We start from the raw sequence: 26,105 nt of genomic DNA, 5'->3' as shown, positions 1-26,105 counted from the left end.
TTATTATTCACACGTTCTCTCCTTTAAGTCGCGCCGGGCCGGCTATAAGCCCACACCTTTTCAGCACATTCTCTCCCATGAAATCTTGAAATGAGGATTTAAGCCGATGAGATATGTATAGCTACTCTGAAGTAGAAGCCATTAAAACCAATCTTGAATGGATAGTTAATCAGGCAGCAGCTAGCCATGCCTTACCCTCACGTGCCGATCAAAAAGCGCTCATTGACCTCCTTGAACTCATCCAGTTTTACGAAATACTCCTGGATTTGATTAACGAATTTGGGACTGCCGTGATCGATCCGCACATTGCGGAAGGTCTGGCCATAACGGAAACACTCATCGGCAGGGTAAAAAATAGCGCGAATGCCATGTAACGCGCTTCACAGACATGAAAATATCGATGGGATTTCATGTATATTCTGCACAAAGCGTTTCTTCGGTGAGATCCAATGAAAAAGCTGTTTGTGCAGTTTTATCTTTTACTGTTTGTCTGCTTCCTGGTGATGACCATGCTGGTCGGCCTGGTTTATAAATTCACCGCCGAACGTGCGGGCCGGCAGTCGCTGGACGATCTGATGAAAAGCTCGCTCTATTTGATGCGCAGCGAGCTAAGAGAGATCCCGCCACACGACTGGGCGAAAACCCTGAAAGAGCTGGATCTCAATCTGTCATTCGATTTACGCATCGAGCCGTTAAAAGATTTTGAGCTGGATCCGCCCGCCATGCAGCGTCTGCGCGACGGTGACATCGTCGCGCTGGATGAGAAATACACGTTTATCCAGCGCATTCCGCGCAGCCATTATGTGCTGGCCGTCGGGCCGGTGCCCTATCTCTATTATCTGCACCAGATGCGCCTGCTGGACATGGCGCTGATGGCCTTTATCGCCATTTCGCTCGCATTTCCGGTCTTTATCTGGATGCGGCCCCACTGGCAGGACATGCTGAAGCTGGAATCTGCCGCGCAGCGTTTTGGCGAGGGGCATTTTACCGAACGCATTCACTTCGACAGCGGTTCCAGCTTTGAGCGTCTGGGCGTGGCCTTTAACCAGATGGCCGATAACATCAACGCCCTGATCGCCAGTAAGAAGCAGCTGATCGACGGAATTGCGCACGAGCTGCGCACGCCGCTGGTTCGCCTGCGCTACCGTCTGGAGATGAGCGAGAATCTGACCGAGGCAGAGAATCAGGCGCTTAACCGCGACATTGGCCAGCTTGAAGCGCTGATTGAGGAGCTGCTGACCTACGCGCGTCTCGACCGCCCGCAAAACGAGCTGAACCTCACCACGCCGGATCTGCCCGCCTGGCTGCAAACCCACATTGATGACGTTCAGAGCGTAAACCCGCAGCGCACGCTGTTGACGCGCGTCACGCCGGGTGACTACGGCGCGCTCGATATGCGCCTGATGGAGCGCGTGCTGGACAACCTGATGAACAACGCCATGCGCTACAGCGAAAGGACGCTCCAGATTGGCCTGGATTTGCAGGGCAACCGGGCCAGCCTGACGGTGGAGGACGACGGACCGGGAATTGCCCCGGAAGCGCGAGAGACCGTGTTTGAACCGTTTGTCCGCCTCGATCCCAGCCGCGATCGCGCCACCGGCGGATGCGGCCTGGGGTTGGCGATTGTCCACTCTATCGCGCAGGCGATGGGCGGCACGGTACACTGCGAGGAGAGCGAGCTCGGCGGCGCGCGCTTCTGCTTTAGCTGGCCGGTGTACCATAACATCGCCCTTCCCGTTCCTGCCTGACCTCAACCGCACGCTGGCCTGACCCGGCGTGCTATGCTATATGATAAGTATGTTGTAACTAATGAGAGTGTTTATGGCGAACTACGATCTCATCGAACGGCTTAACGGCACGTTTCGGGAAATAGAACACGAACTCCTGACCCTGACCGAGCGTTTGCAGGCCTGTCGCCTGCTGGCCGCGCGCGTCTTTACCCTGCCGGAAGTGGCTAAGGGAGCCGAGCACGATCCGCTGGACACCATCGAGGTCGAACAGCACATCGGCAGCGCGGCCCTTGAGCTGGCGCTAAAACACTATCGTCGCCTGTTTATCCAGCAGCAGTCAGAAAACCGCAGCAGCAAGGCCGCCGTGCGCCTGCCGGGGGTCATCTGCCTGCAAACCGATGCGACATCGCGCGAAGCGCTGGAAAGCCAGATTGCGCATATCAACACCCTGAAAGCGGCCTTTGAAAAGATCATCACCGAAGAGTCCGGCCTCGCCCCTGCCGCGCGGTTTGAGTGGGTGCACCGCCAGCTTCCGGGGCTGATTACCCTGAATGCCTATCGGACGCTGACGGTACTGCGTCACCCCGCTACGCTGCGCTTCGGCTGGGCGAATAAGCACATCATTAAAAACTTCACCCGGGATGAGATTCTGGCCCAGCTGGAAAAAAGCCTGAAGACGCCGCGCACCGTCGCGCCATGGTCGCGGGAGCAGTGGATTGAGCGCCTGGAGCAGGAGTACCACAGCATCGCCTCGCTGCCGGTGGATGCGCGCCTGAAGATAAAGCGCCCGGTGAAGGTGCAGCCTATCGCTCGCGTCTGGTATTCCGGTCAGCAAAAGCAGGTACAGTATGCCTGCCCGACGCCGCTGATTGCGCTTTACGATGCCGATCAGGGCGCGGTAGTACCCGATATCGGGGAACTGCTGAATTACGATGCTGACAATGTTCAGCACCGTTACAGACCTCAGGCGCAGCCGCTTCAGCTGATTATTCCTCGGCTGCACCTGTACGTGGCGGGATGATTATTTCAGGCTACCGACCATCGCTTCCGGGCGAACCCAGGCGTCAAACTCCGCCTCCGTGAGATAGCCCAGCGCCAGGGCGGAGGCTTTCAGCGTCAGCCCCTCTTTATGCGCTTTTTTGGCGATCTCGGCGGCCCTGTCATAGCCAATATGGGTATTGAGCGCGGTGACCAGCATCAGAGATTCATTGAGCAGCTGGCTGATGCGTTCGCGATTGGGTTCAATCCCTACCGCGCAATGCTCGTTAAAGCTCTCCATCCCGTCCGCCAGCAGACGAACAGATTGCAGCACGTTGTGGATCACCATCGGGCGATAGACGTTCAGCTCGAAGTTGCCGGACGCACCGCCCATGTTGACGGCCACGTCGTTGCCCATAACCTGGCAGCAGAGCATGGTCATGGCTTCGCACTGAGTCGGGTTCACTTTACCCGGCATGATGGAGCTGCCCGGCTCGTTTTCCGGGATGCTGATTTCACCGATGCCGCAGCGCGGACCTGAGGCCAGCCAGCGCACGTCGTTAGCAATTTTCATCAGCGAGGCCGCCAGCCCCTTCAGCGCGCCGTGGGTATGGACCAGTGCATCGCAGGTCGCCAGCGCTTCGAACTTATTGGGCGCCGTGACGAACGGCTGTCCGGTGATGGCAGCAAGCTCCTCCGCCACGCGCACCGCGTATTCTGGATGGGTGTTCAACCCGGTACCGACCGCCGTCCCACCGAGCGCCAGCTCCGCCAGGTGCGGCAGGCTGTTCTCGATATGCTTCAGGTTGTGTTCCAGCATCGCCACCCAGCCGGAAATCTCCTGGCCGAGCGTCAAAGGCGTGGCGTCCTGCAGGTGCGTACGGCCAATCTTGACGATGTCGCGGAAGGCCTGCGCTTTCTCGTTAAGCGTGGATTTGAGCACGTTGAGCTGCGGGATAAGCTGCTCGCGAATGGCGATTACCGCCGCCACGTGCATCGCCGTCGGGAAGACGTCGTTAGAGCTCTGGCTTTTGTTGACGTCATCGTTCGGGTGGACCTTACGTTCCATGCCGCGCACGCCGCCCAGCAGCTCGCTCGCCCGGTTCGCCAGCACTTCGTTCATGTTCATGTTGCTCTGGGTACCGGAACCGGTCTGCCAGATAGCGAGGGGAAATTCGTCAGGATGCTTGCCCGCCAGCACTTCGTCTGCGGCATTGATAATGGCGGTGGCTTTATCGGCGTCCAGCAGGCCCAAATCCTGGTTCACTTTCGCGGCGGCGCGTTTGGTCAGCGCCAGCGCCTGAATCAGCGAGACGGGCATTTTTTCGGTCGAAATACGGAAGTGCTCCAGCGAACGCTGGGTTTGCGCGCCCCATAGCTTGTCGGCCGGGACGTCGATGGCGCCCATCGAGTCTTTCTCATGGCGTACCGTGGTCATTACTTTCTCCTTGATAACAAAAGAGGGATTGCTCACATGCTTAAGGGATAAGTATTGATGACTTCTGAGAAACGGTATGGCGCTTTGTGCGCTCTTTTTGATGTCGGGTGGCGGCGGCGCCACCCGTTTTTTTCAATTTACTTCACGCACGCAGAACACTGGGACGACTGGATCTGCTTGAAGAAGTCGTTGCCTTTGTCATCCACCAGGATAAACGCCGGGAAGTCTTCCACTTCGATTTTCCAGATCGCTTCCATACCCAGCTCCGGGTATTCCACGCACTCCAGGCTCTTGATGCTGCCCTGCGCCAGAACCGCCGCCGGGCCGCCGATGCTGCCGAGGTAGAAGCCGCCGTGCTTGTGGCACGCGTCCGTCACCTGCTGGCTGCGGTTGCCTTTAGCGAGCATGATCATGCTGCCGCCGTTGGCCTGCAGCTGATCAACGTACGAGTCCATACGCCCTGCCGTGGTTGGGCCTAACGAGCCGGAGGCATAGCCTTCAGGCGTTTTCGCCGGGCCCGCGTAGTAGATCGGGTGATCTTTAATGTACTGCGGCAGCCCTTCGCCGTTGTCCAGACGCTCCTTCAGCTTCGCGTGCGCAATGTCGCGGCCCACGATGATCGTGCCGTTCAGCGACAGGCGGGTCGAAACCGGATACTGAGACAGCTGCGCCAGAATCTCCTTCATCGGACGGTTCAGGTCAACGCGAACCGCTTCCCCCTCACCCGCTTTGCGCAGCGCTTCCGGAATATATTTACCCGGGTTGTTTTCCAGCTTTTCGATCCACACGCCTTCGCGGTTGATCTTGGCCTTGATGTTGCGATCCGCAGAGCAGGAGACGCCCATCCCGACCGGACAGGATGCACCGTGACGCGGAAGACGGATCACGCGCACGTCGTGGGCGAAGTACTTACCGCCAAACTGCGCCCCGAGCCCCAGATTACGCGCCTCTTCCAGCAGCTCCTGCTCAAGCTGCACGTCGCGGAACGCCTGACCGTGCTCGTTACCTTCAGTAGGCAGGCCGTCGTAGTATTTGGTCGAGGCCAGCTTGACGGTCTTCAGCGTGCTTTCAGCTGAGGTTCCGCCAATCACGAAGGCGATATGGTACGGCGGGCACGCCGCGGTGCCGAGGGTACGCATCTTCTCAACCAGGTAATTTTTCAGCTTGCCCGGAGTGAGCAGCGCTTTGGTTTCCTGGTAGAGATAGGTTTTGTTGGCTGAACCGCCGCCTTTGGCGATGCAGAGGAATTTGTACTCGTCACCGTCAACGCTGTAGAGGTCAATCTGTGCAGGCAGGTTAGTGCCGGTGTTGACCTCTTTGTACATATCCAGCGCCGCGTTTTGCGAGTAGCGCAGGTTGTCTTCGGTGTAGGTGTTGTAGACGCCGTGAGCCAGCGCCGCTTCGTCACCGCCGCCGGTCCAGACGCGCTGGCCTTTTTTACCGACGATGATCGCCGTGCCGGTGTCCTGGCAGGTGGGCAGAATGCCTTTCGCCGCGATATCGGAGTTACGCAGGAACTGCAGGGCAACGTACTTGTCGTTTTCGCTGGCTTCCGGGTCGCTCAGAATATCGGCAACCTGCTGCTGATGCGCGGGGCGGAGCATAAAGGAGGCATCGTGGAAAGCGTGCTGCGCCAGCAGCGTCAGCGCCTGCGGATCCACCTTGAGGATCTCTTGTCCTTCAAACTCAGAGACGGAGACGTGATCGCGGGTTAACAGGTAATACTCGGTCTGATCCTTACTGAGGGGGAAAGGATCCTGATAATGGAAGGGTTTATTCGACATTGTTCTCTCACTTACTGCTTCGGTCTGTTTATTCAGGGCAGATGTTCCGCTGCCCGGCTTAAAAGCGAGTCAGCTTATCCTACACAATTTTTTAACAAAAACTGAGACTAGTACGACTTTTTACATCCACAGGTTACTTCCACGTAGTTTATTGCTTTAATACCCGGAGTTAATTCCACATTTGAATCAGGGCTTGATAATGCAAAAACTCATTAACTCAGTGCAAAACTACGCCTGGGGAAGTAAAACTGCGTTAACGGATCTCTACGGTATCGCGAACCCGAACAACCTGCCGATGGCGGAACTATGGATGGGGGCGCACCCGAAGAGCAGCTCAAAAATTGAAGACGCCAGCGGCCAGGTACGCAGCCTGCGTGACGTGATTGATGCCGATAAAGCCGCACTGCTGGGCGACAAGGTGGCTCAACGCTTTGGCGAACTGCCGTTCCTGTTTAAGGTGCTGTGCGCCGACCAGCCGCTCTCCATCCAGGTTCACCCGAACAAAAAAGCGTCTGAAATCGGCTTTGCCAAAGAGAACGCGGCGGGCATCCCGCTGGACGCCGCCGAGCGTAACTACAAAGATCCTAACCACAAGCCGGAGCTGGTTTTTGCGCTGACGCCGTTCCTGGCGATGAACGCGTTCCGCGAGTTTTCAGAGATTATCTCCCTGCTGCAGCCGGTCGCGGGTGCCAACAAGGCTATTGCCCACTTCCTTGAAAACCCAAACGCGGACGCGCTCAGCCAGCTGTTTGCCAGCCTGCTGAATATGCAGGGTGAAGAGAAATCTCACGCGCTGGCGGTGCTGAAAGCGGCCCTGAACAGCCAGCAAGGGGAACCGTGGGAGACCATCCGCCTGATTTCCGAGTTTTACCCTGACGACAGCGGCCTGTTCTCCCCTCTGCTGCTGAACGTGGTGAAGCTGAACCCGGGCGAAGCGATGTTCCTGTTCGCGGAAACCCCGCACGCCTACCTGCAGGGCGTAGCGCTGGAGGTGATGGCCAACTCTGACAACGTGCTGCGCGCGGGCCTGACGCCGAAATATATCGACATCCCTGAGCTGGTTGCCAACGTGAAGTTTGTGGCGAAGCCTGCCGCGGAGCTGCTGACTCAGCCGGTGAAAAACGGCGCAGAGCTGGACTTCCCGATTCCGGTTGAGGATTTTGCGTTCTCCCTGCACGACCTCAATCAGACGGAAACGACAATCGCACAGGAGAGCGCGGCGATCCTGTTCTGCGTCGAGGGCGAAGCAACGCTGCGCAAAGGCGAGCAACGTCTGGTTCTCCAGCCTGGCGAGTCAGCATTCGTTGCAGCCAATGAGTCCCCGGTCAGCGTGAGCGGCACCGGTCGCCTGGCGCGCGTTTTTAATAAGCTTTAAGCACTTACTGAATTTTTTAACAACTCTTGCTAAGCTAGTTGAAGGCTTAATATCTCCGGGCGGTTTTTACCGCCTGGTTTCATTTTAGGGATAGTCGCAATGAAAAAATCGGTCGTAGCGGTTGGAGTGATTGTAGCGTTAGGCGTGGTCTGGACGGGTGCCTCCTGGTTTACCGGGAAACAGCTGGAAGGCCGTCTGGCTGAGATGGTGGCGCAGGCTAACGGAGAAATTAAGCGCAGCGCGCCGGAGGCGGGTCTGGAGCTGAGCTACCAGAACTATCAGCGCGGCGTGTTCACCAGCCGCATGCAGCTGGTGGTGAAGCCGGTGGCCGGTGCGGCAAACGGCTGGCTGAAGCCGGGACAGAGCGTGGTGCTGGATGAAGTGGTAAGCCACGGTCCGCTGCCGCTGGCGCAGCTAAAGTCGTTTAACCTGATCCCGTCCATGGCGTCCGTTCATACCGTACTGGTGAATAACGACGTCACCAAACCGCTGTTTGACCTGGCGAAGAATGAATCACCTTTCGACATTAACACCCGTATTAGCTACTCCGGTGATACCAGTTCTGATATCGCGCTGAAACCGCTGAACTACGAGAAAGAGAACGAAAAAGTCGCCTTCAGCGGTGGCCATTTCAAACTTGATGCGGATCGGGACGGCAACGTCTTCTCCATGACGGGTGAAGCGGAAAGCGGCCTGGTCAACGCCGTGAACGAATATAACCAAAAAGTTCAGCTCACCTTCAACAACCTGAAAGCCGACGGCAACAGCCGTATGACCGACTTTAAAGAGCGTATCGGCGATCAGAAGCTCTCCGTGGATAAAATTGCTATCGCAATTGAAGGAAAAGAGATGGCCGTGCTGGAAGGCATGGACGTTAACGGTCAATCCGACGTATCCAAAGACGGTAAGAGTATCAATACCCAGCTGGATTACACGCTGAAGAGCCTGAAAGTGCAGAATCAGGATCTGGGCACCGGCAAGCTGTCGCTGAAGATCGGCAATATCGACGGCCAGGCATGGCACGAATTTAGCCAGAAATACAGCAAAGAGAGCCAGGCGCTGCTGACCGACGCCGCGCTGCAGCAGAACCCGGAAGTGTACCAGCAGCAGGCGATGGCGGTGCTGTTCAATAACCTGCCAATCCTGCTGAAAGGCCAGCCGGTGGTCACCGTTGCGCCGCTGAGCTGGAAAAACAGCAAAGGCGAAACCAGCTTTAACCTGTCGCTGTTCCTGAAAGATCCTGCAGCCGCCACGGGTGAACCCCAGACGCTGGCGCAGGAAGTGGATCGCAGCGTGAAGTCGCTCGACAGCAAGCTGACCATCCCGATGGATATGGCGACCGAGTTTATGACCCAGATTGCGAAGCTGGAAGGCTACGGCGATGAAGATGCCGGCAAGCTGGCGAACCAGCAGGTGAAAGGTCTGGCGGCGATGGGTCAGATGTTCCGCATCACCAAAGTGGAAGACAACACCATTTCCACCAGCCTGCAATATGCCAACGGCCAGGTAACGCTGAACGGCGACAAAATGCCGCTGGAAGAGTTTGTTGGCATGTTTGGTATGCCGACGCTGGGAATGCCGGAACCGGCTGAACCCGCAGCGCCAGCCGTACCGGCGGCACCGCAGCAGTAAACGTCAAAACCCCTCGCAAGAGGGGTTTTTTATTGCCCTTATCCTTTCCATCCCTGCAGGAAATCCAGCAGCAAGGCGTTAACTTTCTCAGGCTGTTCCTCCTGAGGAAGATGGCCGCACTCGTCGATACCCTGCGCCCGCAGGTTATCCGCCATTTCAGCCCAGACGCTTTGCATATCGAAGAGCTTGCCGACCGCGTGAAAATCATTGCCCCACAGCGACATTACCGGACAGGCGATTTTCACGTCAGCGTCGGCAAGATCCTGCGCCACGTCTTCCGCGTTGGCGCGATAGTCAGCCATCGCGCCTCGCACGGCTCCGGGCGCCTGATACGCGCGAACATAGGTGTCAAACGCCTCGCCGCTGATGGTTGACGGATCGTAGGTCCAGTCCGAGAAAAAGTGGCGCAGCCAGATATTTTCACGTCCTGCAATCAGCGCTTCCGGCAGATCGGGCACAAGATGGAACAGGAAGAACCAGTATGCGCGGGCGATGGATGCATTCAAATCGCGCGCCACAATACGCGTTGGCACGTTATCCATGACCACCAGACGATCCACCAGCTCAGGGTAATCTTTTGCGAACCGCGTCGCGACGCGCGCCCCGCGATCGTGCCCCACCAGCACCACCTTCTGTAACCCCAGCGCACGCATTAGCTCCCGGATATCCCGGGCCATGTTCCGTTTATCATAGCCAGAAGCCGGTTTATCCGTTTCGCCATATCCTCGCAAATCCGGCGCGATGACGCGGTAGTGCCGGGACAATACAGGTATCTGGTAGCGCCAGGCATAGTTTGTTTCAGGAAAACCGTGCAGAAGAATAACCGGCGCGCCTTCACCCTCTTCAGCCACAAACTGGCGAATGCCGTTTGCCGTTACGGTGTAACTTTTCATATTCATAACCTCACTTTATTTCAGCAGAGGCACGTTGGCCGCACGTTGATAAGGACCGTAATTTACAGGGTTCCAGCTATAGCCCTGCTGCCAGGCGGTGATATGCCCAATACCGGGGAAAGGCAGATGCGCAGCGGCCATCCACTCGCCGTCTTTCGCCAGGGCGTTAAATTCCTGCGCCCGGGACGAGATGGCTTTTTTCGAATCGACATCAAAGCGAATAGACACTTCAGGATGCGGGAACTGGACGGCTGGCGCATGAATCAGATCCCCAATGAAGTTAATAGCCGTCCCCTGCGACGCAAAGCGATAAACGGTACTGCCGGGCGTATGGCCAACGGCATAGGCCGTCTGGACTTCCGGGATCGGCGAAGCTGGCGGAACGAAGGTTTTAAGATGTCCGGAGGCTTTATACTCAGACAATGCTTTTCGGGCGATAGCAAAATACTCTTTCGCATTAGCCGGCGCGCTCGCTTCTTTTGCAGGATCAAGCCAGTAGTCGGCCTCCCCCTGCGGTACGTAGACGGTGGCATTGGGGAACAACGCTTTACCGTTCGCATCGCTCAGGCCACAAACATGATCAAGATGAAGATGCGTCAGGAAAATGGTATCAACCTGCTCGGGACGATAGCCTGATGCTTTCATATTGTTAACCAGCTGGCCGGCCGTTTCCGACACGCAGTGCCCCGCTCCGCTGTCAATCATGACCAGATGTTTACCGGTATTAACCAGGAAAGCGTTAAAGGCGGTCGGCATGCGGTCGGCATCGATTTTATGCTGAGCCAGCAGTTTACGAACCTTGTCGTCTGAAAGACCGTGGAGTAATGACGGCGAAAGGTCGTTATAGCCGTCGAACAGCGCCGTGACCTCATATTCCCCTACCGCCAGACGATAATAGCCTGGGACCTGCTGCTTCACCTGTGCAGGTGCGTCAGCCCAGGCGGCACTTACCAATAACAGGCTGCTGAATGCCAGAACCGTTTTCAACTTTTTCATCTTCACTCCAGATTGATATTTTTCAGGTTGTGAAGAGACTATGGCAGCGTAACGATAAATACTGTAGATATGTCCTTTGATAAGTCAGCATAACGAAAAACGAAACAATGAAACTGGAAGACGTAGAAGTGTTTGTCGAAGCCATTAAGGCGGGTAGCCTGGCGGGCGCCGCGCGTCGGCTCTCAATGAGCGCCATGGCGGCGTCACGCTCTCTTAACAATCTTGAGGCTGAGCTGGGGGTCAGGCTGGTGCATCGCACCACGCGATCCCTTTCACCCACCAGCGATGGTGACGTTTTTTTGCCGCATGCGCAGGCGTTGCTGGAAGATAAAAATAACGCGCTGGCCGATCTGTTTCCTGATGGTACGCACCTGTCCGGACGCCTTCGCATTACCGCCTCAGCGGCGTTTGGACGCAAGATCGTTGCACCGATGTTGGCGCTGTTTATGCAGCAACATCCTGCCCTGCAGGTCGACCTGCTGGCAACCGATGAGCAAATTGATATTGTCGGGAAAGGCATAGACGTGGCGTTACGCATTGCACCGCTGCGCGATAACCGGTTAGTCGCACACCGCATCTGTGATAACCCCCGCGAGCTTTGCGCCAGCGCGGAGTATCTCGCTGCGTACGGTTCACCGAAATTGCTTAACGATCTGGCTGGACATAGCTGCCTGGCCACATCAGATACGACACACTGGTCGTTTGAGAAGGGTGAACAGCGCTACAAACAAAAGGTGTCAGGCCGATTCTCGGCTAACTCTATTGAGGCGATTTTCGAGGCTTGTCTGGGGGGACTCGGCATCGCAAATTTATCTCGCTGGTACGTAGAGCCTGCCATTGCTGAGGGTAAACTCGTGCGGATCGTCCTGGAAGATGCTCAGCCGGAATCGCTGGCCATTTGGGCGGTTTACCCGACCTCCCGGCTGATCCCGGCAAAAGTACGAAAATTTGTAGAAGCCCTGGAGACACATCTGACGCTCAACCCGCTTACGCAGCAGAGCTGAATTATTTCACCGTCACCAGCCGCGCCGCCACAATCTGGTGCCCGGACTGGACATCCGTGTTGTCGATGCGCTGCATAATTCTGTCTGCCAGCGTGTAGCCCATCTCCCGCGCAGGGGTGGTAGCCCAGACGATGGGGAGATCGTCCAGCGCGTTTTCACCAACGTCGGCAAACGCCCCTAACGCCACCTGATGGCCGAAGAAGGTTTCCACCCCGCCCTCGCCGCTCTGACGCCCGGCGCGGATCAGGCCAAACCAGGCCCCCATGGCAATCACATCGTTGTAGCAAATCACGGCGCTGATCGTCGGATTGCTTCGCAGCAGCGCGCCTATCGCTTCCGCCGCTTTCTTCTGGCTAGATTCACACTCCACGACCCATTCGCTGTGGAACGGCAGGCCGTATTTAATCAGCGTCGCGCAGTAGCCGCCGACCCGCTCGGCGCGCGTCAGGGAGGAGCTTTTCCCTCCCAGCCAGGCAATGCGCTGATGCCCGCGGCGAATAAGATGTTCGGTCAACATTTGCGCGGCCTGCATGTTATCCGGGCGCAGCGTATCGGCCTCGTCCAGATAGCTGGCGCGCGAGGCGAACACCAGCGGCACGCCTTTTTCGGCGGCACGCTCGCACAGTTCGCTACCCACGCCCGACGCTCCGGCGACGATCACTCCGTCAACCCCCTGGGTCAGCAGCATATCGAGACGGGAGAGAAGCTGCCCGGCCTCGCGCCCGCCGTGCAACAGAAAGACCATCCGCCCCTGCGCTTCCAGCGCTTCGGTTAACCCGGCGGTCAGCTCCGCATAGAAAGGTGACGTCAGGTCGCGGACAATCAGGCCAATCACCCCGCTTTGCCCGCCGCGCAGCGCCGACGCCTGACGGTTACGCACAAAGCCCAGCTGTTCAACCGCCTCGTTCACCCTCTGGCCGGTTGCGGGCGAGATGCGCCCTTTACCACTGAGCACGAAAGAAACGGTGCTGACGGAAACCCCCGCCGCCAGCGCGACATCGTTGATGGTGACTTTTTTCGCTACAGCCATGTGTCAGCGTGACTCCCTGAAATGAGATCGGTAAAACGTTTTATCAATACGTTATCTTTATACTACCAGTCAAAGCCTGAGAATGTGATTTAGCGCGCACTAAACTTTGATAAAACGTTTTATCTTCTCGCAGCATTGAAGCAGGCAAACTGATTTTAACAATAAAGGAGTCGTTTTATGACGGCGAAAACAGCACAAAAAATATCGCTGTGGGAGTTTTTCCAGCAACTGGGTAAAACCTTTATGCTGCCCGTGGCGCTCCTCTCGTTCTGCGGGATCATGCTCGGGATCGGCAGCTCGCTGAGCAGTAAAGACGTCATCACGCTGATCCCGTTCCTCGGTACTCCCGTGCTGCAGGCGATCTTTATCTGGATGAGTAAGGTCGGCTCCTTCGCGTTTAGCTTCCTGCCCGTGATGTTCTGCATCGCCATCCCGCTGGGCCTGGCCCGCGAGAATAAAGGCGTCGCGGCCTTTGCCGGGTTTGTGGGTTACGCCGTGATGAACCTGGCGGTTAACTTCTGGCTGACCGCGAAAGGCATTCTGCCGACGACCGATGCTGCCGTGCTGAAGGCCAACAACATTCAGAGCGTGATTGGCATCCAGTCTATTGATACCGGGATCCTCGGAGCGGTGATCGCCGGGGTCATTATCTGGATGCTGCACGAGCGCTTCCACAATATCCGCCTGCCGGATGCCCTGGCCTTCTTCGGCGGTACCCGCTTCGTGCCGATTGTCACCCTGGTAGTTATGGGTCTGTTCGGCCTGATCATTCCGCTGATCTGGCCGGTCTTTGCGATGGGCATCAACGGCATTGGCCGCATCATCAACGGCGCGGGAGATTTTGGTCCGATGATCTTCGGCACCGGCGAGCGTCTGCTGCTGCCGTTCGGCCTGCAGCATATCCTGGTGGCCCTGATTCGCTTCACCGAAGCGGGCGGTACCATGGAGGTGTGCGGTCACGACGTGAGCGGTGCGCTGACCATCTTCCAGGCGCAGCTGAGCTGTCCGACTACCCACGGCTTCTCTGAAAGCGCCACCCGCTTCCTGTCTCAGGGTAAAATGCCGGCCTTCCTCGGCGGCCTGCCGGGTGCCGCGCTGGCGATGTACCACTGCGCGCGCCCGGAAAACCGACATAAAATTAAAGGGCTGCTGATCTCCGGCGTGATTGCCTGCGTCGTGGGCGGCACCACCGAGCCTATCGAATTCCTGTTCCTGTTTGTTGCGCCGGTGCTGTATCTCATCCACGCGCTGCTGACCGGCCTGGGCTTTACCGTGATGGCGGTGCTCGGCGTCACCATCGGCAACACCGACGGCAACGTGATTGACTTCGTGGTGTTCGGGATCCTGCACGGCCTGTCAACCAAGTGGTATCTGGTCCCTGTCGTGGCGGCAATCTGGTTTGCGGTGTACTACGGCATCTTCCGCTTCGCCATCACCCGCTTTAATCTAAAAACGCCAGGACGCGATATTGATACGGCCACCAGCGTTGAACAGGCGGTTGCCGGTACCGTGGGCAAATCCGGCTATAACACCCCTGCCATTCTGGCGGCGCTGGGCGGTGCGGATAACATCACCTCGCTGGATAACTGCATTACCCGCCTGCGTTTGTCGGTGGCGGATATGTCAAAAGTGGATACCAACGCCCTCAAGGCCAACCGGGCCATCGGCGTGGTACAGTTAAATCAGCACAATTTGCAGGTGGTTATCGGCCCGCAGGTTCAGTCGGTGAAAGATGAGCTGGCAACCCTGATGCGAACAGTAGAAGCCTGATGCCTCAACCCCCTCTCATGAGGGGGTTTTACTTTAAGGATTAACGTCATGTTTGATTTTTCTACCGTCGTGGATCGTCACGGCACCTGGTGTACGCAGTGGGACTACGTCGCCGACCGCTTTGGCGCGGCGGATTTGCTGCCCTTCACCATCTCGGATATGGACTTCGCCACCGCCCCTTGCATTACCGACGCGCTGCATCAGCGCATCAACCACGGCGTGCTGGGCTACAGCCGCTGGAAAAACGACGAGTTTCTTGCCGCTGTTGAGCACTGGTTTCGGCAGCGCTTTAACAGCCGAATTGATAAAGAAACCATCGTTTATGGCCCTTCCGTCATCTATATGGTGTCAGAGCTGATTCGCCTCTGGTCAAAGCCCGGTGACGGCGTGGTGGTCCACACACCGGCGTACGATGCGTTTTACAACGCCATTGGAGGCAATGCGCGTCAGGTTGTGGCCGTTGAGATGGAAAAGCAGGCGGCTGGCTGGCAGGGCAATATGGCGGCGCTTGAAGTGGCCCTGGCGAAACCGGAAAACAAAATTCTGCTGCTGTGCAGCCCGCAGAACCCGACCGGCAAGGTCTGGACGCGGGATGAATTGACGCAGATGGCGGAACTCTGTGAGCGCTATGACGTGGCGGTTATCAGCGATGAAATTCATATGGACATGGTCTGGGGGGCGCATCGCCACACCCCGTGGAATGCGGTAGCGCGCGGCAAATGGGCGCTTCTCACCTCCGGCTCGAAAAGCTTTAATATTCCGGCACTGACGGGCGCATACGGCCTGATCGGCGATGAAGAGAGCCGTAACGGCTATCTCAGCGCGCTAAAAGGACGGGATGGGCTCTCTTCCCCTTCCGTGCTGGCGCTGACGGCCCATATCGCCGCCTATCAGCAGGGAGAGCCGTGGCTGGATGCCTTGCGTCGTTATCTGGAAGAGAATCTGTTGTATATCGCACAGGAATTAAACAGTGCTTTTCCGAAACTGAACTGGCAGCCGCCGGAAGCTACCTATCTGGCCTGGATTAACCTGCGCCCGCTGAACATTGACGACAGGGCACTGCAAAAAGTACTGATCGAGCAGCAAAAGGTCGCCATCATGCCGGGATACACGTATGGAAACGAGGGTAACGGCTTCGTGCGCCTTAACGCCGGCTGCCCACGCAGCAAGCTGGAACAAGGGGTTCAGCGCCTCATCGCCGGGATCAATACGCTCCTGTAATTTGTTTGCGCAACGGAATATTCCCTTGCGCAAATAGCTTTTTACCCCGTTTTGTTTTTATAATATGGCGCACTTTAACCCGAAAAGAGTGCGACCATGATTGATACACGCCTGCCCTTAACTGATATTCATCGTCACCTTGACGGTAACATTCGTGCCCAAACCATCCTCGATCTTGGCCGCCAGTTCAACTTAACGCTTCCCGCTCAGACGCTTGAGTCGTTGATCCCACACGTACAGGTCACCTCCAATGAACCGGACCTGGTCAGTTTCCTGAGCAAACTCGACTGGGGCGTGAAGATGCTGGCGTCGCTGGATGCCTGCCGCCGCGTGGCGTTTGAGAACATTGAAGACGCGGCCCGCAACGGCCTGCACTACGTCGAGCTGCGCTTCTCGCCGGGCTATATGGCGATGACCCACAGCCTGCCCGTTGCAGGCGTAGTGGAAGCCGTCATTGAAGGCGTCCGTGAAGGGTGTAAAACCTTCGACGTTCAGGCCCGCCTGATCGGCATTATGAGCCGCACGTTCGGCGAAGCCGCCTGCCTGCAGGAGCTGGAAGCGCTGCTGGCCCATCGTGATGCCATCACCGCCGTCGATCTCGCCGGTGACGAGCTGGGCTTCCCGGGCAGCCTGTTCCTCTCCCACTTCAACCGCGCGCGCGATGCCGGCTGGCACATTACCGTGCACGCGGGTGAAGCGGCTGGCCCGGAAAGCATCTGGCAGGCCATCCGCGAGCTGGGCGCCGAACGTATCGGTCACGGCGTGAAGGCGGTAGAAGACCGCGCGCTGATGGATTTCCTGGCGGAGCAGCGCATCGGCATTGAGTCGTGCCTGACGTCTAACATTCAGACCAGCACCGTAGCATCGCTGTCGCAGCACCCGCTGAAAACGTTCCTTGAACACGGCGTGCTGGCCTCGCTGAACACGGACGATCCGGCGGTTCAGGGCGTGGATATCATCCACGAGTACAACATCGCCGCACCGCAGGCGGGTCTGAGCCGTGAGCAGATCCGTCAGGCGCAGATTAACGGGCTGGAAATTGCCTTCCTGACGCCTGCTGAGAAGCAGGCGCTGCGGGATAAGGTGGCAACCGCGTAAACCCTTTTGCCGGGTGGCGGCTACGCCTTACCCGGCCTACAACAACGTCAAAGATTTATGCCAGACAGAGCGTGGCGCGATGTTTGGCAGATTCGATGCCCAGTTCAATCAGCTCCATAATTTGTATCGCCTGGCTGGCCGGAACCGGGTTCTCCCCCGTGCCGTTCAGCGCATCGCGGATGCCCGCATAATAGGCTGGATAGTTGCCCGGGATCGTCAGCAAGGTCTCCTCGACCAGCTCGTCGCCTTCCACCCGCGTGAGGACGCCGTCGCGCATATCATAGCCCCAGTCTTCCTGCGGCAGACGTTCACCGTTTTTGAGGCGATCTTCCTGCGGATCGAGGCCAAACTTCACGTAGCTCCCGCGCGTGCCGTGGATGATATAGCGGGCAGATTCCGCGGCCGCGACCATCGTGCCGTGCAGCACAATCCGCCGCTGCGGGTAACTCAACACCGCGTGGAAGTAATCGGTTGTCTGCGCCCCGGGCCTGAGCTGGGCCAGATCGACTGTCATGCTCACCGGCAGCCCAAACAGATTCACGGCCTGGTCCAGCAGATGCGGGGCTAAATCGTACCAGATGCCGCTGCCCGGACCGGCCTGCTCGCGCCAGCGGTTTCTCACCTGCGGACGGAAGCGGTCAAAATGCGATTCAAAAAAAACGATCTCTCCTAGCGTGCCTTCCCTAAGAAGCGTTTTAACCGTCAGGAAGTCGCTGTCCCACCTGCGGTTATGGAAAACGGACAGCACTCTGCCCGGGCTTTTTGCCAGCGCCTCCAGCTCACGCGCCTGTGACAACGTCACGGTGAAGGGTTTGTCAACAACGACGTGCTTCCCGGCTTCCAGCGCGGCTTTCGCCAGCGGGAAGTGCGTGTCGTTCGGGGTGGGAATAACAATTAAATCGATATTCGGATCGTTGAAAAGGTGTTTAGGCTCGGAGACAACCGGCACTGCGGGCCAGTCAGCGTGGACTTTGGCGGCGTCGCTGCTGGATACCGCCGCCAGCGCCATTCCCGGCGTTCCGGCTATCAGAGGCGCATGAAACGTTTTGCTCGCGTACCCGTAGCCTATAAGCCCGACGCGGATGTTATCACTCATCGTGTTGTCCTCTTTTTGCGTTTCTTATTTCATACTGGCCTTTCTGGCATTGTCCTCATTAATAATGAGCCAGGGCGCTTAAAATAGCAGGCTGGACCGGCTATTTTTGTTACATAGTATTAACCTTCTGATTTTGTTTAAGGGAATCGTTCCCAAAGCGCTTGCCGTCAGAGAAACAGCGCTGTAACATTTGCGACCTGTATTTATGGATAAATTACAACAGTGAATCATGGCATCAATTATTAATCGAATCATTGAATTAGCGGGATGGATTGTTCTTGGGGTTTCGGTCATTTTGCTCGGCGTAGCCAGCCATATTGATAACTACCAGCCGCCGGAGCCTGCTGCCGTCACCCATCCTAAGTAACCGGTTGCTGCTTTAAAGAGTGACATAATGTGTCAGTTTCGTATTGCCAGCCCTGGTGAACGCGGTTAACCTTCTCTTCCAGGCATCACCTTCGGTGCCTGAATTTCAGCAAAGAAAACTCCTAATTTCGTCGCGTTATCTGAGTGGGCTGTTTACGTCTGTATTAATCCGTTTATTATTCGACCGAATTACCTTAACTGGTATTACTCACTTTTATATGGAAAATTATTAATATGACAGTTCAGGACTATTTATTAAAATTTCGCAAGATCAATTCGCTTGAGAGCCTGGAAAAACTGTTTGACCATCTGAACTACACCCTGTCGGATAATCAGGACATCATCAATATGTATCGCGCCGCTGACCATCGCCGTGCGGAGCTGGTCTCCGGCGGTCGCTTGTTCAACGTCGGCGAGGTGCCGAAGTCCGTATGGCGTTACGTTTTATAAGAAAGTAGCCATCCGCGCGAAATGTTATATACTCTCCGCCCTGCAAACTGGCTGTACAACATTTCGCGCAGATAATGGGAGAGTTCATGACCGCAACGCCTGGAGAACGCATCGGAGGCTGGTTAATCGCCCCACTGGCATGGCTGCTGGTTGCCTTATTAAGCGCATCGCTTGCGCTGCTGCTTTATACCACCGCATTGATTACCCCTCACGCTATTCAGACCCTGATGTCGCAAAGCGTGCTGAATATAGCGATGTGGTTTGTGTCGTTCGTTTTCGCGATTGGGATGTGGTACTACACCCTGTGGCTGACTATCGCCTTCTTTAAGCGCCGCAAGAGTGTGCCTAAGCACTACATTATCTGGCTGCTCATTTCGGTTCTGCTGGCGGTTAAAGCGTTTGCTTTCTCGCCCGTGTCTGACGCGCTTGCTGTCCGCCAGCTGCTTTTCCCGTTACTGGCTGCGGCGCTACTGGTGCCCTATTTCAAACGTTCAACGCGTGTGAAAAACACCTTCGTGAACCCGTAATAACCTTACAGATAACCTGTTGTCGCCTGCCCCGGTTTGTCCGATAATAGGCGGCTTTTTTATTTCAGGCTAAATAATGACCGATTACTTACTGCTCTTTGTCGGCACCGTGCTGGTTAACAACTTCGTTCTGGTGAAGTTCCTTGGCCTGTGCCCGTTTATGGGCGTGTCCAAAAAGCTGGAAACGGCGATGGGCATGGGGCTGGCGACGACCTTCGTCATGACGCTGGCGTCCATCTGCGCGTGGTTGATTGACACCTGGATCCTCATCCCGCTGGGGTTAATCTATCTCCGCACGCTGGCGTTTATTCTGGTCATTGCGGTGGTGGTGCAATTTACCGAAATGGTCGTGCGTAAAACCAGCCCGGCGCTCTATCGCCTGCTGGGTATCTTCCTGCCGCTGATCACCACCAACTGCGCGGTGCTTGGCGTGGCGCTGCTGAACATCAACCTTGGCCATAACTTCATGCAGTCGGCGCTGTACGGTTTCTCCGCCGCTGTCGGTTTCTCATTCGTTATGGTGCTGTTCGCGTCGATTCGCGAACGTCTGGCAGCAGCGGATATCCCTGCGCCATTTCGCGGTAATGCCATTGCGCTGGTGACCGCGGGTTTAATGTCTCTGGCCTTTATGGGCTTTAGTGGTCTGGTGAAGTTGTAATGAGTGCTATCTGGATTGCCATCGCCTCTATCAGCGTCCTGGGGTTGGTGTTTGGCCTTATCCTGGGCTACGCCTCCCGCCGTTTCGCGGTAGAGGACGATCCTGTTGTTGAAAAAATTGATGAGCTTTTGCCGCAAAGTCAGTGTGGACAGTGCGGCTACCCGGGCTGCCGCCCTTACGCTGAAGCGGTAGGCATTCAGGGTGAAAAAATTAACCGCTGTGCGCCCGGCGGCGAAGCGGTGATGCTGAAAATTGCCGCCCTGCTTAACATCGATCCGCAGCCCGTTGATGGCGATGCGGAAGTCCAGGAGCCGGTCCGTGCCCTCGCGGTGATCGACGAAGCAAACTGCATCGGCTGCACCAAATGTATTCAGGCCTGCCCGGTCGACGCCATTGTTGGCGCGACCCGCGCCATGCACACCGTTGTGGCGGATCTCTGCACCGGCTGTAACCTCTGCGTGGCCCCCTGCCCGACGCAATGTATAGAGCTGCGCCCGGTTGAAACGACTACCGAAAGCTGGAAGTGGGATCTTCAAACCATTCCGGTTCGCAATATTCCTGTGGAACAACATGCTTAAGTTATTTTCTGCTTTCAGAAAAGAGAAGATCTGGGACTTTGACGGCGGTATCCATCCGCCAGAGATGAAAGCCCAGTCCAACGGCACGCCGCTGCGTCAAATTCCGCTGGCGACGCGTTACGTCATGCCGCTCAAGCAGCATATTGGCGCTGAGGGCGAGCTGTGCGTGAAAGAAGGCGATACGGTGCTGCGCGGTCAGCCGCTGACCTTCGGACGCGGACGTATGCTGCCGGTACACGCCCCTACTTCCGGGAAAGTGGTGGCTATTGCCCCTCATACGGTGGCGCATCCGTCCGCGCTGTCGGAACTGAGCGTGATTATTGAAGCCGACGGCGAAGATCGCTGGATTGACCGTGACGGCTGGAGCGACTACCGCAGCCAGAGCCGCGAAGCGCTCATCGAGCGTATTCATCAGTTCGGCGTCGCCGGGCTTGGCGGCGCGGGCTTCCCGACCGGCGTCAAGCTGCGCGGCGGTGGCGATAAGATTCAGACGCTGATTATCAACGCCGCCGAATGCGAGCCGTATATCACCGCCGACGATCGTCTGATGCAGGATTGCGCCGCCCAGGTGGTGGAAGGCATCCGCATCCTTGCGCACATTCTGCAGCCGCGGGAAGTGCTGATCGGTATCGAAGACAATAAACCGCAGGCTATTTCAATGCTGCGCGCCGTGCTGGCCGGTAGCCATGATATCGCCCTGCGCGTTATTCCGACCAAGTACCCCTCTGGCGGCGCAAAGCAGTTGACGCAAATCCTCACCGGCAAGCAGGTCCCGCACGGCGGACGCTCATCGGATATCGGCGTGCTGATGCAAAACGTCGGCACCGCTTACGCCGTCAAGCGTGCGGTGATTGACGGCGAGCCGTTGACCGAGCGCGTGGTAACGCTGACCGGAGAGTCTGTCTCTCGTCCGGGTAACGTCTGGGCGCGCCTCGGCACGCCGGTGCGCCATCTGCTGGAACAGGCTGATTTTTGCCCTGCCAGCGACCAGATGGTGATCATGGGCGGTCCGCTGATGGGCTTTACCCTGCCGTGGCTCGACGTTCCGGTAGTGAAAATCACCAACTGCCTGCTCGCCCCTTCCCCAACCGAAATGGGGGAGGAGCAGGAAGAGAAAGGCTGCATCCGCTGCAGCGCCTGTGCCGATGCCTGCCCGGCGGATCTCCTCCCGCAGCAGCTGTACTGGTACAGCAAAGGCCAACTGCACGATAAAGCCAAAGCCCATAACCTGGCCGACTGCATCGAATGCGGTGCCTGCGCCTGGGTCTGCCCAAGCAACATTCCGCTGGTGCAGTACTTCCGCCAGGAGAAGGCCGAGATTTATGCCATCTCCATGGAAGAAAAACGCGCCGCGGAAGCCAAGGCACGTTTCGAAGCGCGTCAGGCGCGTCTCGAACGTGAGAAGATGGCTCGTCAGGAGCGACATAAGCAGGCCGCCGTTCAGCCTGCCGGGAAAGATCAGGATGCAATCAACGCCGCACTGGCGCGCGTTCGCGAGAAAAAAGCCAGTGCCGCCCAGACGCTGGTGATCCAGGCCGGTGAAAAACCGGATAACAGCGAAGCGATTGCCGCCCGCGAAGCGCGTAAAGCTGCGGCCCGCGCCCGTCAGGCGGAAAAAGCGCAAGCGGCGCAGCCGGAAGCTGAAATCGATCCACGCAAAGCCGCCGTTGAGGCGGCAATAGCCCGTGCCAAAGCGCGCAAGGCCGGGGAGCAGCCAGTGGTGGTTGAACAGGAACCGGTCGATCCGCGTAAAGCTGCCGTTGAAGCGGCGATTGCCCGCGCCAAAGCGCGCAAAGCAGCGCAGCAGGCGCCAGCCGCAGAACCTGAAGCACCGGTCGACCCACGTAAAGCCGCCGTTGAAGCGGCGATAGCCCGCGCCAAAGCGCGCAAAGCAGCACAGCAGGCGCCAGCCGCAGAACCTGAAGCACCGGTCGACCCACGTAAAGCCGCCGTTGAAGCGGCGATTGCCCGCGCCAAAGCGCGCAAAGCAGCACAGCAGGAAGAGCAGCCGCAGGCCGCCAACGATGACCCGCGCAAGGCCGCCGTCGCCGCCGCCATTGCGCGCGTTCAGGCAAAGAAAGCCGCACAGCAAGCCGTAAACGAGGATTAAATGGTTTTCAGAATCGCAAGTTCCCCTTACACACACAACCAGCGCCAGACCTCGCGCATCATGATGCTGGTCTGCCTGGCGGCGCTACCGGGCATTGCCGTTCAGTGCTGGTTTTTCGGCTGGGGAACTCTGTTACAGATAGCTCTTGGATGCGCCAGCGCCGTCGTGGCGGAAGCCCTCGTGCTGAAGCTGCGCAAGATGGCGGTTTCCCGCATCCTGGCCGACAACTCCGCGCTGCTGACCGGCCTGCTGCTGGCCATCAGCATTCCCCCGCTTGCCCCGTGGTGGATGGTGGTGCTCGGCACCGTGTTTGCCGTGATTATTGCCAAACAGCTCTATGGCGGCCTCGGTCATAACCCATTTAATCCGGCAATGATTGGCTACGTGGTGCTGCTGATCTCCTTCCCGGTACAGATGACCAGCTGGCTGCCACCGCACGAGATTGCAGCCACGGTGCCCGGCTTTATGGATGCTCTGCAGGTGATCTTTACCGGCCATACGGCGCTGGGTGCTGATATGAACGCGCTGCGTATGGGCGTGGACGGTATCAGCCAGGCGACGCCGCTTGATACCTTTAAAACGTCCCTGCATGCCGGACACAGCGTTGAGCAAATTATGAAATCGGCGATCTACAGCGGCGTGCTGGCGGGAGCCGGCTGGCAGTGGGTCAACCTGGCGTATCTGCTGGGCGGCCTGTTCCTGTTGCAGCAGAAAGCCATCCGCTGGCATATTCCGGTCAGCTTCCTCGTGACGCTGGCGGTCTGTGCCACGCTGGGCTGGGTATTCTCTCCTGAATCGCTGGCCAGCCCGCAGATGCACCTGCTCTCCGGCGCGACCATGCTGGGTGCCTTCTTTATCCTGACGGATCCGGTGACGGCCTCAACGACTAACCGCGGACGCCTGATCTTCGGCGCGCTGGCTGGCCTGCTGGTTTGGCTCATCCGCAGCTTCGGCGGCTACCCGGACGGCGTGGCCTTTGCCGTCCTGCTCGCCAACATTACCGTTCCGCTCATCGACTATTACACGCGTCCGCGCGTGTACGGCCATCGCTAAGGGTTTCGCCATGTTAAAAACGATGCAAAAACACGGCGTCACGCTGGCTGTCTTCGCCGCGGTCCTGACGGGGCTGACGGCACTGGTTAATGCGCTGACCAAAACGACCATCGAAGAACAGGCCTCGAAGCAGCAAAAGGCGTTGTTCGATCAGGTGATCCCGTCCGATTTCTACGATAATGACCTGCAAAAAAGCTGCTTTGTGGTAGACGCGCCGCAGCTTGGGAAAGGCCCGCACCGCCTCTTTATCGCCCGCAAAGGGGATAAACCGGTCGGCGCGGTGATGGAAGCGACCGCGCCTGACGGCTATTCCGGCGCCATACAGCTGCTCGTGGGCAGCGATTTTTCCGGCACCGTGCTGGGCACCCGCGTGACGGAACATCATGAAACGCCGGGTCTTGGCGACAAAATTGAAACCCGTCTGAGCGACTGGATTTTGCACTTTGCCGGTAAAGTGATCCATGGTGAAGATGACGCCGCGTTTGCGGTGAAGAAAGACGGCGGCGAGTTTGACCAGTTCACTGGGGCGACCATCACCCCGCGGGCGGTGGTAAACGCCGTAAAACGAGCCGGGCTGTACGCTGAAACGCTGCCCGCGCAGATCAACAATCTTCCGGCCTGTGAGGAGTAATCATGAGCCAGGTTAAAGAGGTTATTGTCCAGGGATTGTGGAAAAACAACTCCGCGCTGGTACAGCTTCTGGGTATGTGCCCCCTGCTGGCGGTGACATCCACCGCCACCAACGCGCTCGGTCTGGGTCTGGCAACCACGCTGGTATTGACCCTGACCAACCTCTCCATCTCTGCCCTGAGACGCTGGACGCCGTCGGAAATTCGTATTCCGATTTACGTCATGATCATTGCGTCGGTGGTCAGTATTGTCCAGATGCTGATTAACGCCTACGCGTTTGGTCTGTACCAGTCGCTCGGGATCTTCATTCCTCTTATCGTCACCAACTGTATTGTGGTCGGGCGTGCGGAAGCGTTCGCGGTGAAAAACAGCCCGGCCATGTCGGCGCTGGATGGTTTTTCCATTGGCATGGGCGCCACGTGCGCCATGTTCGTGCTGGGCTCGCTGCGTGAAATCCTCGGCAACGGTACGCTGTTTGACGGCGCAGATGCGCTGCTGGGCGGCTGGGCTAAAGCGCTGCGCGTTGAGGTGTTTCACACCGATACGCCGTTCCTGCTGGCGATGCTGCCGCCCGGCGCGTTTATTGGCCTCGGCATGATGCTGGCAATAAAATACCTGATTGATGAGAAACGTAAGCGCCGCGCGGCTGAGCGCAGCGTTGTGGAAGGGTCACCCGAGAAGGCCTCATGAATAAAGAAAAGCGCATTGCGATCCTGACCCGTCTGCGGGACGAGAACCCGCACCCGACGACGGAGCTGAATTTTACCTCCCCGTTTGAGCTGCTGATCGCGGTGTTGCTCTCTGCGCAGGCGACCGACGTGAGCGTCAATAAAGCCACTGCCCTGCTCTATCCGGTCGCCAATACGCCGAAGGCCATGCTGGAGCTGGGCGTGGAAGGTGTGAAGTCCTATATCAAAACCATCGGCCTGTTTAACAGCAAAGCCGAGAACGTAATTAAGACCTGTCGGATCCTGCTGGAACAGCATGGAGGCGAAGTACCGGAAGATCGCGCCGCGCTGGAAGCCTTGCCGGGCGTGGGGCGTAAAACCGCGAACGTGGTGCTCAATACCGCGTTTGGCTGGCCCACTATCGCCGTCGATACGCATATATTTCGCGTCTCTAACCGGACCAACTTCGCGCCGGGGAAAAATGTCGAGCAGGTCGAAGAGAAGCTGCTGAAAGTGGTTCCGGCGGAATTTAAGGTTGATTGCCATCACTGGCTGATTCTGCACGGTCGTTACACGTGTATTGCCCGTAAGCCTCGCTGCGGCTCCTGCATTATTGAAGATCTCTGCGAATACAAAGAAAAAGTGTATTCCTGAACGTTATTACCACATCAAAAGAAGGGTGATGGTGCACGCTTCTTTTGACCGTTATTTGTCCGCCTTTCGTTTCCTCTGGCCTGTCACTTCTTCGGTTCTTTAACGTTTAAACAGGTTAATAGTTTTTTCATAGCCAAAAATTTCTATACATCTGTGATCGCGATCACCCTGATAACTTCATGTTATATTTTTGTTGTCAAAATCGACCTAAACCCTTTGTCTGACAAGACACCCTTCTTTTTTTACCGACGATAAGACCAGTGATTTTTCAGATTATGGGCTATATCACTGCCAGAAGCGGCAAATAGCAGAACATATCGCCATTCACCGGTCCGTACCGGTCAAAAGCAGTCGAAAAAACTACCT

Annotated in this window: 25 protein-coding genes; 19 read left to right on the top strand and 6 right to left on the bottom strand. The window is 57.2% G+C overall.

What is annotated here, in order from left to right; translation table 11 throughout:
- Positions 1 to 113 precede the first annotated feature (113 nt).
- From AC2FAJ_RS01835 to tus, 3 genes are all read left to right on the top strand, one after another.
- Positions 114 to 374 carry a hypothetical protein gene (locus AC2FAJ_RS01835; RefSeq protein ID WP_041910295.1) on the top strand — a complete coding sequence of 87 codons (261 nt, stop codon included), beginning with the start codon at positions 114 to 116 and terminating at the stop codon, positions 372 to 374.
- Between the two features lie 75 nt (positions 375 to 449).
- Positions 450 to 1,748, top strand: a complete 1,299-nt coding sequence (gene rstB / locus AC2FAJ_RS01830) for a two-component system sensor histidine kinase RstB (RefSeq protein WP_333113288.1) — start codon at positions 450 to 452, stop codon at positions 1,746 to 1,748.
- Between the two features lie 73 nt (positions 1,749 to 1,821).
- Complete coding sequence (gene tus / locus AC2FAJ_RS01825; protein ID WP_041910300.1) at positions 1,822 to 2,751, top strand: DNA replication terminus site-binding protein; 930 nt, start codon at positions 1,822 to 1,824, stop codon at positions 2,749 to 2,751.
- Here tus and fumC read toward each other — a convergent pair whose 3' ends face one another.
- Both fumC and fumA read right to left on the bottom strand, forming a co-directional pair.
- Entirely contained in the window at positions 2,752 to 4,146 is a 1,395-nt protein-coding gene (fumC, locus tag AC2FAJ_RS01820; protein WP_041910301.1) for a class II fumarate hydratase, read from the bottom strand. It abuts the gene before it with no gap.
- 137 nt (positions 4,147 to 4,283) lie between these two features.
- Positions 4,284 to 5,930 (bottom strand): class I fumarate hydratase FumA, encoded by a 1,647-nt coding sequence (fumA, locus tag AC2FAJ_RS01815; protein ID WP_028012930.1) that lies wholly within the window; start codon positions 5,928 to 5,930, stop codon positions 4,284 to 4,286.
- Between the two features lie 199 nt (positions 5,931 to 6,129).
- Between fumA and manA the strand changes: the two genes are divergently transcribed.
- Together manA and AC2FAJ_RS01805 are read left to right on the top strand one after the other, a co-directional pair.
- Complete coding sequence (gene manA / locus AC2FAJ_RS01810; protein ID WP_028012929.1) at positions 6,130 to 7,305, top strand: mannose-6-phosphate isomerase; 1,176 nt, start codon at positions 6,130 to 6,132, stop codon at positions 7,303 to 7,305.
- A gap of 99 nt (positions 7,306 to 7,404) precedes the next feature.
- Entirely contained in the window at positions 7,405 to 8,937 is a 1,533-nt protein-coding gene (locus tag AC2FAJ_RS01805; protein WP_047365362.1) for a YdgA family protein, read from the top strand.
- 38 nt (positions 8,938 to 8,975) lie between these two features.
- On the opposite strand, the gene AC2FAJ_RS01800 is transcribed toward AC2FAJ_RS01805, so the two are convergent.
- Together AC2FAJ_RS01800 and AC2FAJ_RS01795 are read right to left on the bottom strand one after the other, a co-directional pair.
- Complete coding sequence (locus tag AC2FAJ_RS01800) at positions 8,976 to 9,830, bottom strand: alpha/beta fold hydrolase (protein WP_041910308.1); 855 nt, start codon at positions 9,828 to 9,830, stop codon at positions 8,976 to 8,978.
- Between the two features lie 15 nt (positions 9,831 to 9,845).
- The gene (locus AC2FAJ_RS01795) at positions 9,846 to 10,826 is read right to left on the bottom strand and encodes an MBL fold metallo-hydrolase (protein ID WP_060572939.1); all 981 of its coding nucleotides are present in this window, start codon (positions 10,824 to 10,826) and stop codon (positions 9,846 to 9,848) included.
- 107 nt (positions 10,827 to 10,933) lie between these two features.
- Between AC2FAJ_RS01795 and AC2FAJ_RS01790 the strand changes: the two genes are divergently transcribed.
- Positions 10,934 to 11,830 carry a LysR family transcriptional regulator gene (locus tag AC2FAJ_RS01790; protein ID WP_041910312.1) on the top strand — a complete coding sequence of 299 codons (897 nt, stop codon included), beginning with the start codon at positions 10,934 to 10,936 and terminating at the stop codon, positions 11,828 to 11,830.
- 1 nt (position 11,831) lies between these two features.
- On the opposite strand, the gene AC2FAJ_RS01785 is transcribed toward AC2FAJ_RS01790, so the two are convergent.
- Positions 11,832 to 12,860: a Mal regulon transcriptional regulator MalI gene (locus AC2FAJ_RS01785; RefSeq protein ID WP_485453737.1), complete on the bottom strand. Its 1,029-nt coding sequence runs from the start codon at positions 12,858 to 12,860 to the stop codon at positions 11,832 to 11,834.
- A 177-nt stretch (positions 12,861 to 13,037) separates the two neighbouring features.
- On the opposite strand from AC2FAJ_RS01785, the gene malX reads away from it, so the two are divergent.
- The 3 genes from malX to add all read left to right on the top strand — a co-directional run bounded on the left by malX (position 13,038) and on the right by add (position 16,949).
- A complete protein-coding gene (gene malX / locus AC2FAJ_RS01780; RefSeq protein WP_060572936.1) occupies positions 13,038 to 14,630 on the top strand; it encodes a maltose/glucose-specific PTS transporter subunit IIBC in 1,593 nt (530 codons plus the stop codon).
- 48 nt (positions 14,631 to 14,678) lie between these two features.
- On the top strand, positions 14,679 to 15,851 hold the full coding sequence (locus AC2FAJ_RS01775; RefSeq protein ID WP_060572934.1) for a MalY/PatB family protein: 1,173 nt from the start codon (positions 14,679 to 14,681) through the stop codon (positions 15,849 to 15,851).
- 96 nt (positions 15,852 to 15,947) lie between these two features.
- The gene (gene add / locus AC2FAJ_RS01770; protein WP_280027121.1) at positions 15,948 to 16,949 is read left to right on the top strand and encodes an adenosine deaminase; all 1,002 of its coding nucleotides are present in this window, start codon (positions 15,948 to 15,950) and stop codon (positions 16,947 to 16,949) included.
- Positions 16,950 to 17,004: 55 nt separating this feature from the next.
- On the opposite strand, the gene AC2FAJ_RS01765 is transcribed toward add, so the two are convergent.
- Positions 17,005 to 18,045, bottom strand: a complete 1,041-nt coding sequence (locus AC2FAJ_RS01765) for an oxidoreductase (protein WP_485453736.1) — start codon at positions 18,043 to 18,045, stop codon at positions 17,005 to 17,007.
- A gap of 241 nt (positions 18,046 to 18,286) precedes the next feature.
- Between AC2FAJ_RS01765 and blr the strand changes: the two genes are divergently transcribed.
- The 10 genes from blr (at position 18,287) to nth (ending at position 25,739) form a co-directional block, all read left to right on the top strand.
- Positions 18,287 to 18,412, top strand: coding sequence for a division septum protein Blr (gene blr / locus AC2FAJ_RS01760; protein WP_168733269.1), 126 nt, complete (start codon positions 18,287 to 18,289; stop codon positions 18,410 to 18,412).
- Between the two features lie 233 nt (positions 18,413 to 18,645).
- Positions 18,646 to 18,861, top strand: a complete 216-nt coding sequence (ydgT, locus tag AC2FAJ_RS01755; RefSeq protein ID WP_013096896.1) for a transcription modulator YdgT — start codon at positions 18,646 to 18,648, stop codon at positions 18,859 to 18,861.
- A gap of 86 nt (positions 18,862 to 18,947) precedes the next feature.
- Positions 18,948 to 19,388, top strand: a complete 441-nt coding sequence (locus AC2FAJ_RS01750) for a DUF2569 domain-containing protein (protein ID WP_023311379.1) — start codon at positions 18,948 to 18,950, stop codon at positions 19,386 to 19,388.
- Between the two features lie 76 nt (positions 19,389 to 19,464).
- Entirely contained in the window at positions 19,465 to 20,046 is a 582-nt protein-coding gene (gene rsxA, locus AC2FAJ_RS01745; protein WP_028012919.1) for an electron transport complex subunit RsxA, read from the top strand.
- Entirely contained in the window at positions 20,046 to 20,624 is a 579-nt protein-coding gene (gene rsxB / locus AC2FAJ_RS01740; RefSeq protein WP_485453735.1) for an electron transport complex subunit RsxB, read from the top strand. The genes rsxA and rsxB overlap by 1 nt, the downstream gene beginning before the upstream one ends.
- Entirely contained in the window at positions 20,617 to 22,734 is a 2,118-nt protein-coding gene (gene rsxC / locus AC2FAJ_RS01735) for an electron transport complex subunit RsxC (RefSeq protein WP_485453734.1), read from the top strand. The genes rsxB and rsxC overlap by 8 nt, the downstream gene beginning before the upstream one ends.
- Positions 22,735 to 23,787, top strand: coding sequence for an electron transport complex subunit RsxD (rsxD, locus tag AC2FAJ_RS01730; protein WP_153655983.1), 1,053 nt, complete (start codon positions 22,735 to 22,737; stop codon positions 23,785 to 23,787).
- A gap of 10 nt (positions 23,788 to 23,797) precedes the next feature.
- Positions 23,798 to 24,418 (top strand): electron transport complex subunit RsxG, encoded by a 621-nt coding sequence (gene rsxG / locus AC2FAJ_RS01725; RefSeq protein WP_153655984.1) that lies wholly within the window; start codon positions 23,798 to 23,800, stop codon positions 24,416 to 24,418.
- A 2-nt stretch (positions 24,419 to 24,420) separates the two neighbouring features.
- The gene (locus AC2FAJ_RS01720) at positions 24,421 to 25,107 is read left to right on the top strand and encodes an electron transport complex subunit E (protein WP_153655985.1); all 687 of its coding nucleotides are present in this window, start codon (positions 24,421 to 24,423) and stop codon (positions 25,105 to 25,107) included.
- Positions 25,104 to 25,739, top strand: coding sequence for an endonuclease III (nth, locus tag AC2FAJ_RS01715; protein WP_042719087.1), 636 nt, complete (start codon positions 25,104 to 25,106; stop codon positions 25,737 to 25,739). Before AC2FAJ_RS01720 ends, nth begins: the two co-directional genes overlap by 4 nt.
- Positions 25,740 to 26,105: the final 366 nt, after the last annotated feature.

It is taken from the genome of Enterobacter cloacae complex sp. 385G4, from assembly GCF_057320665.1.
Note: the sequence above shows the minus strand (reverse complement) of the source record. Positions and strands in the feature narration are given on the sequence as shown.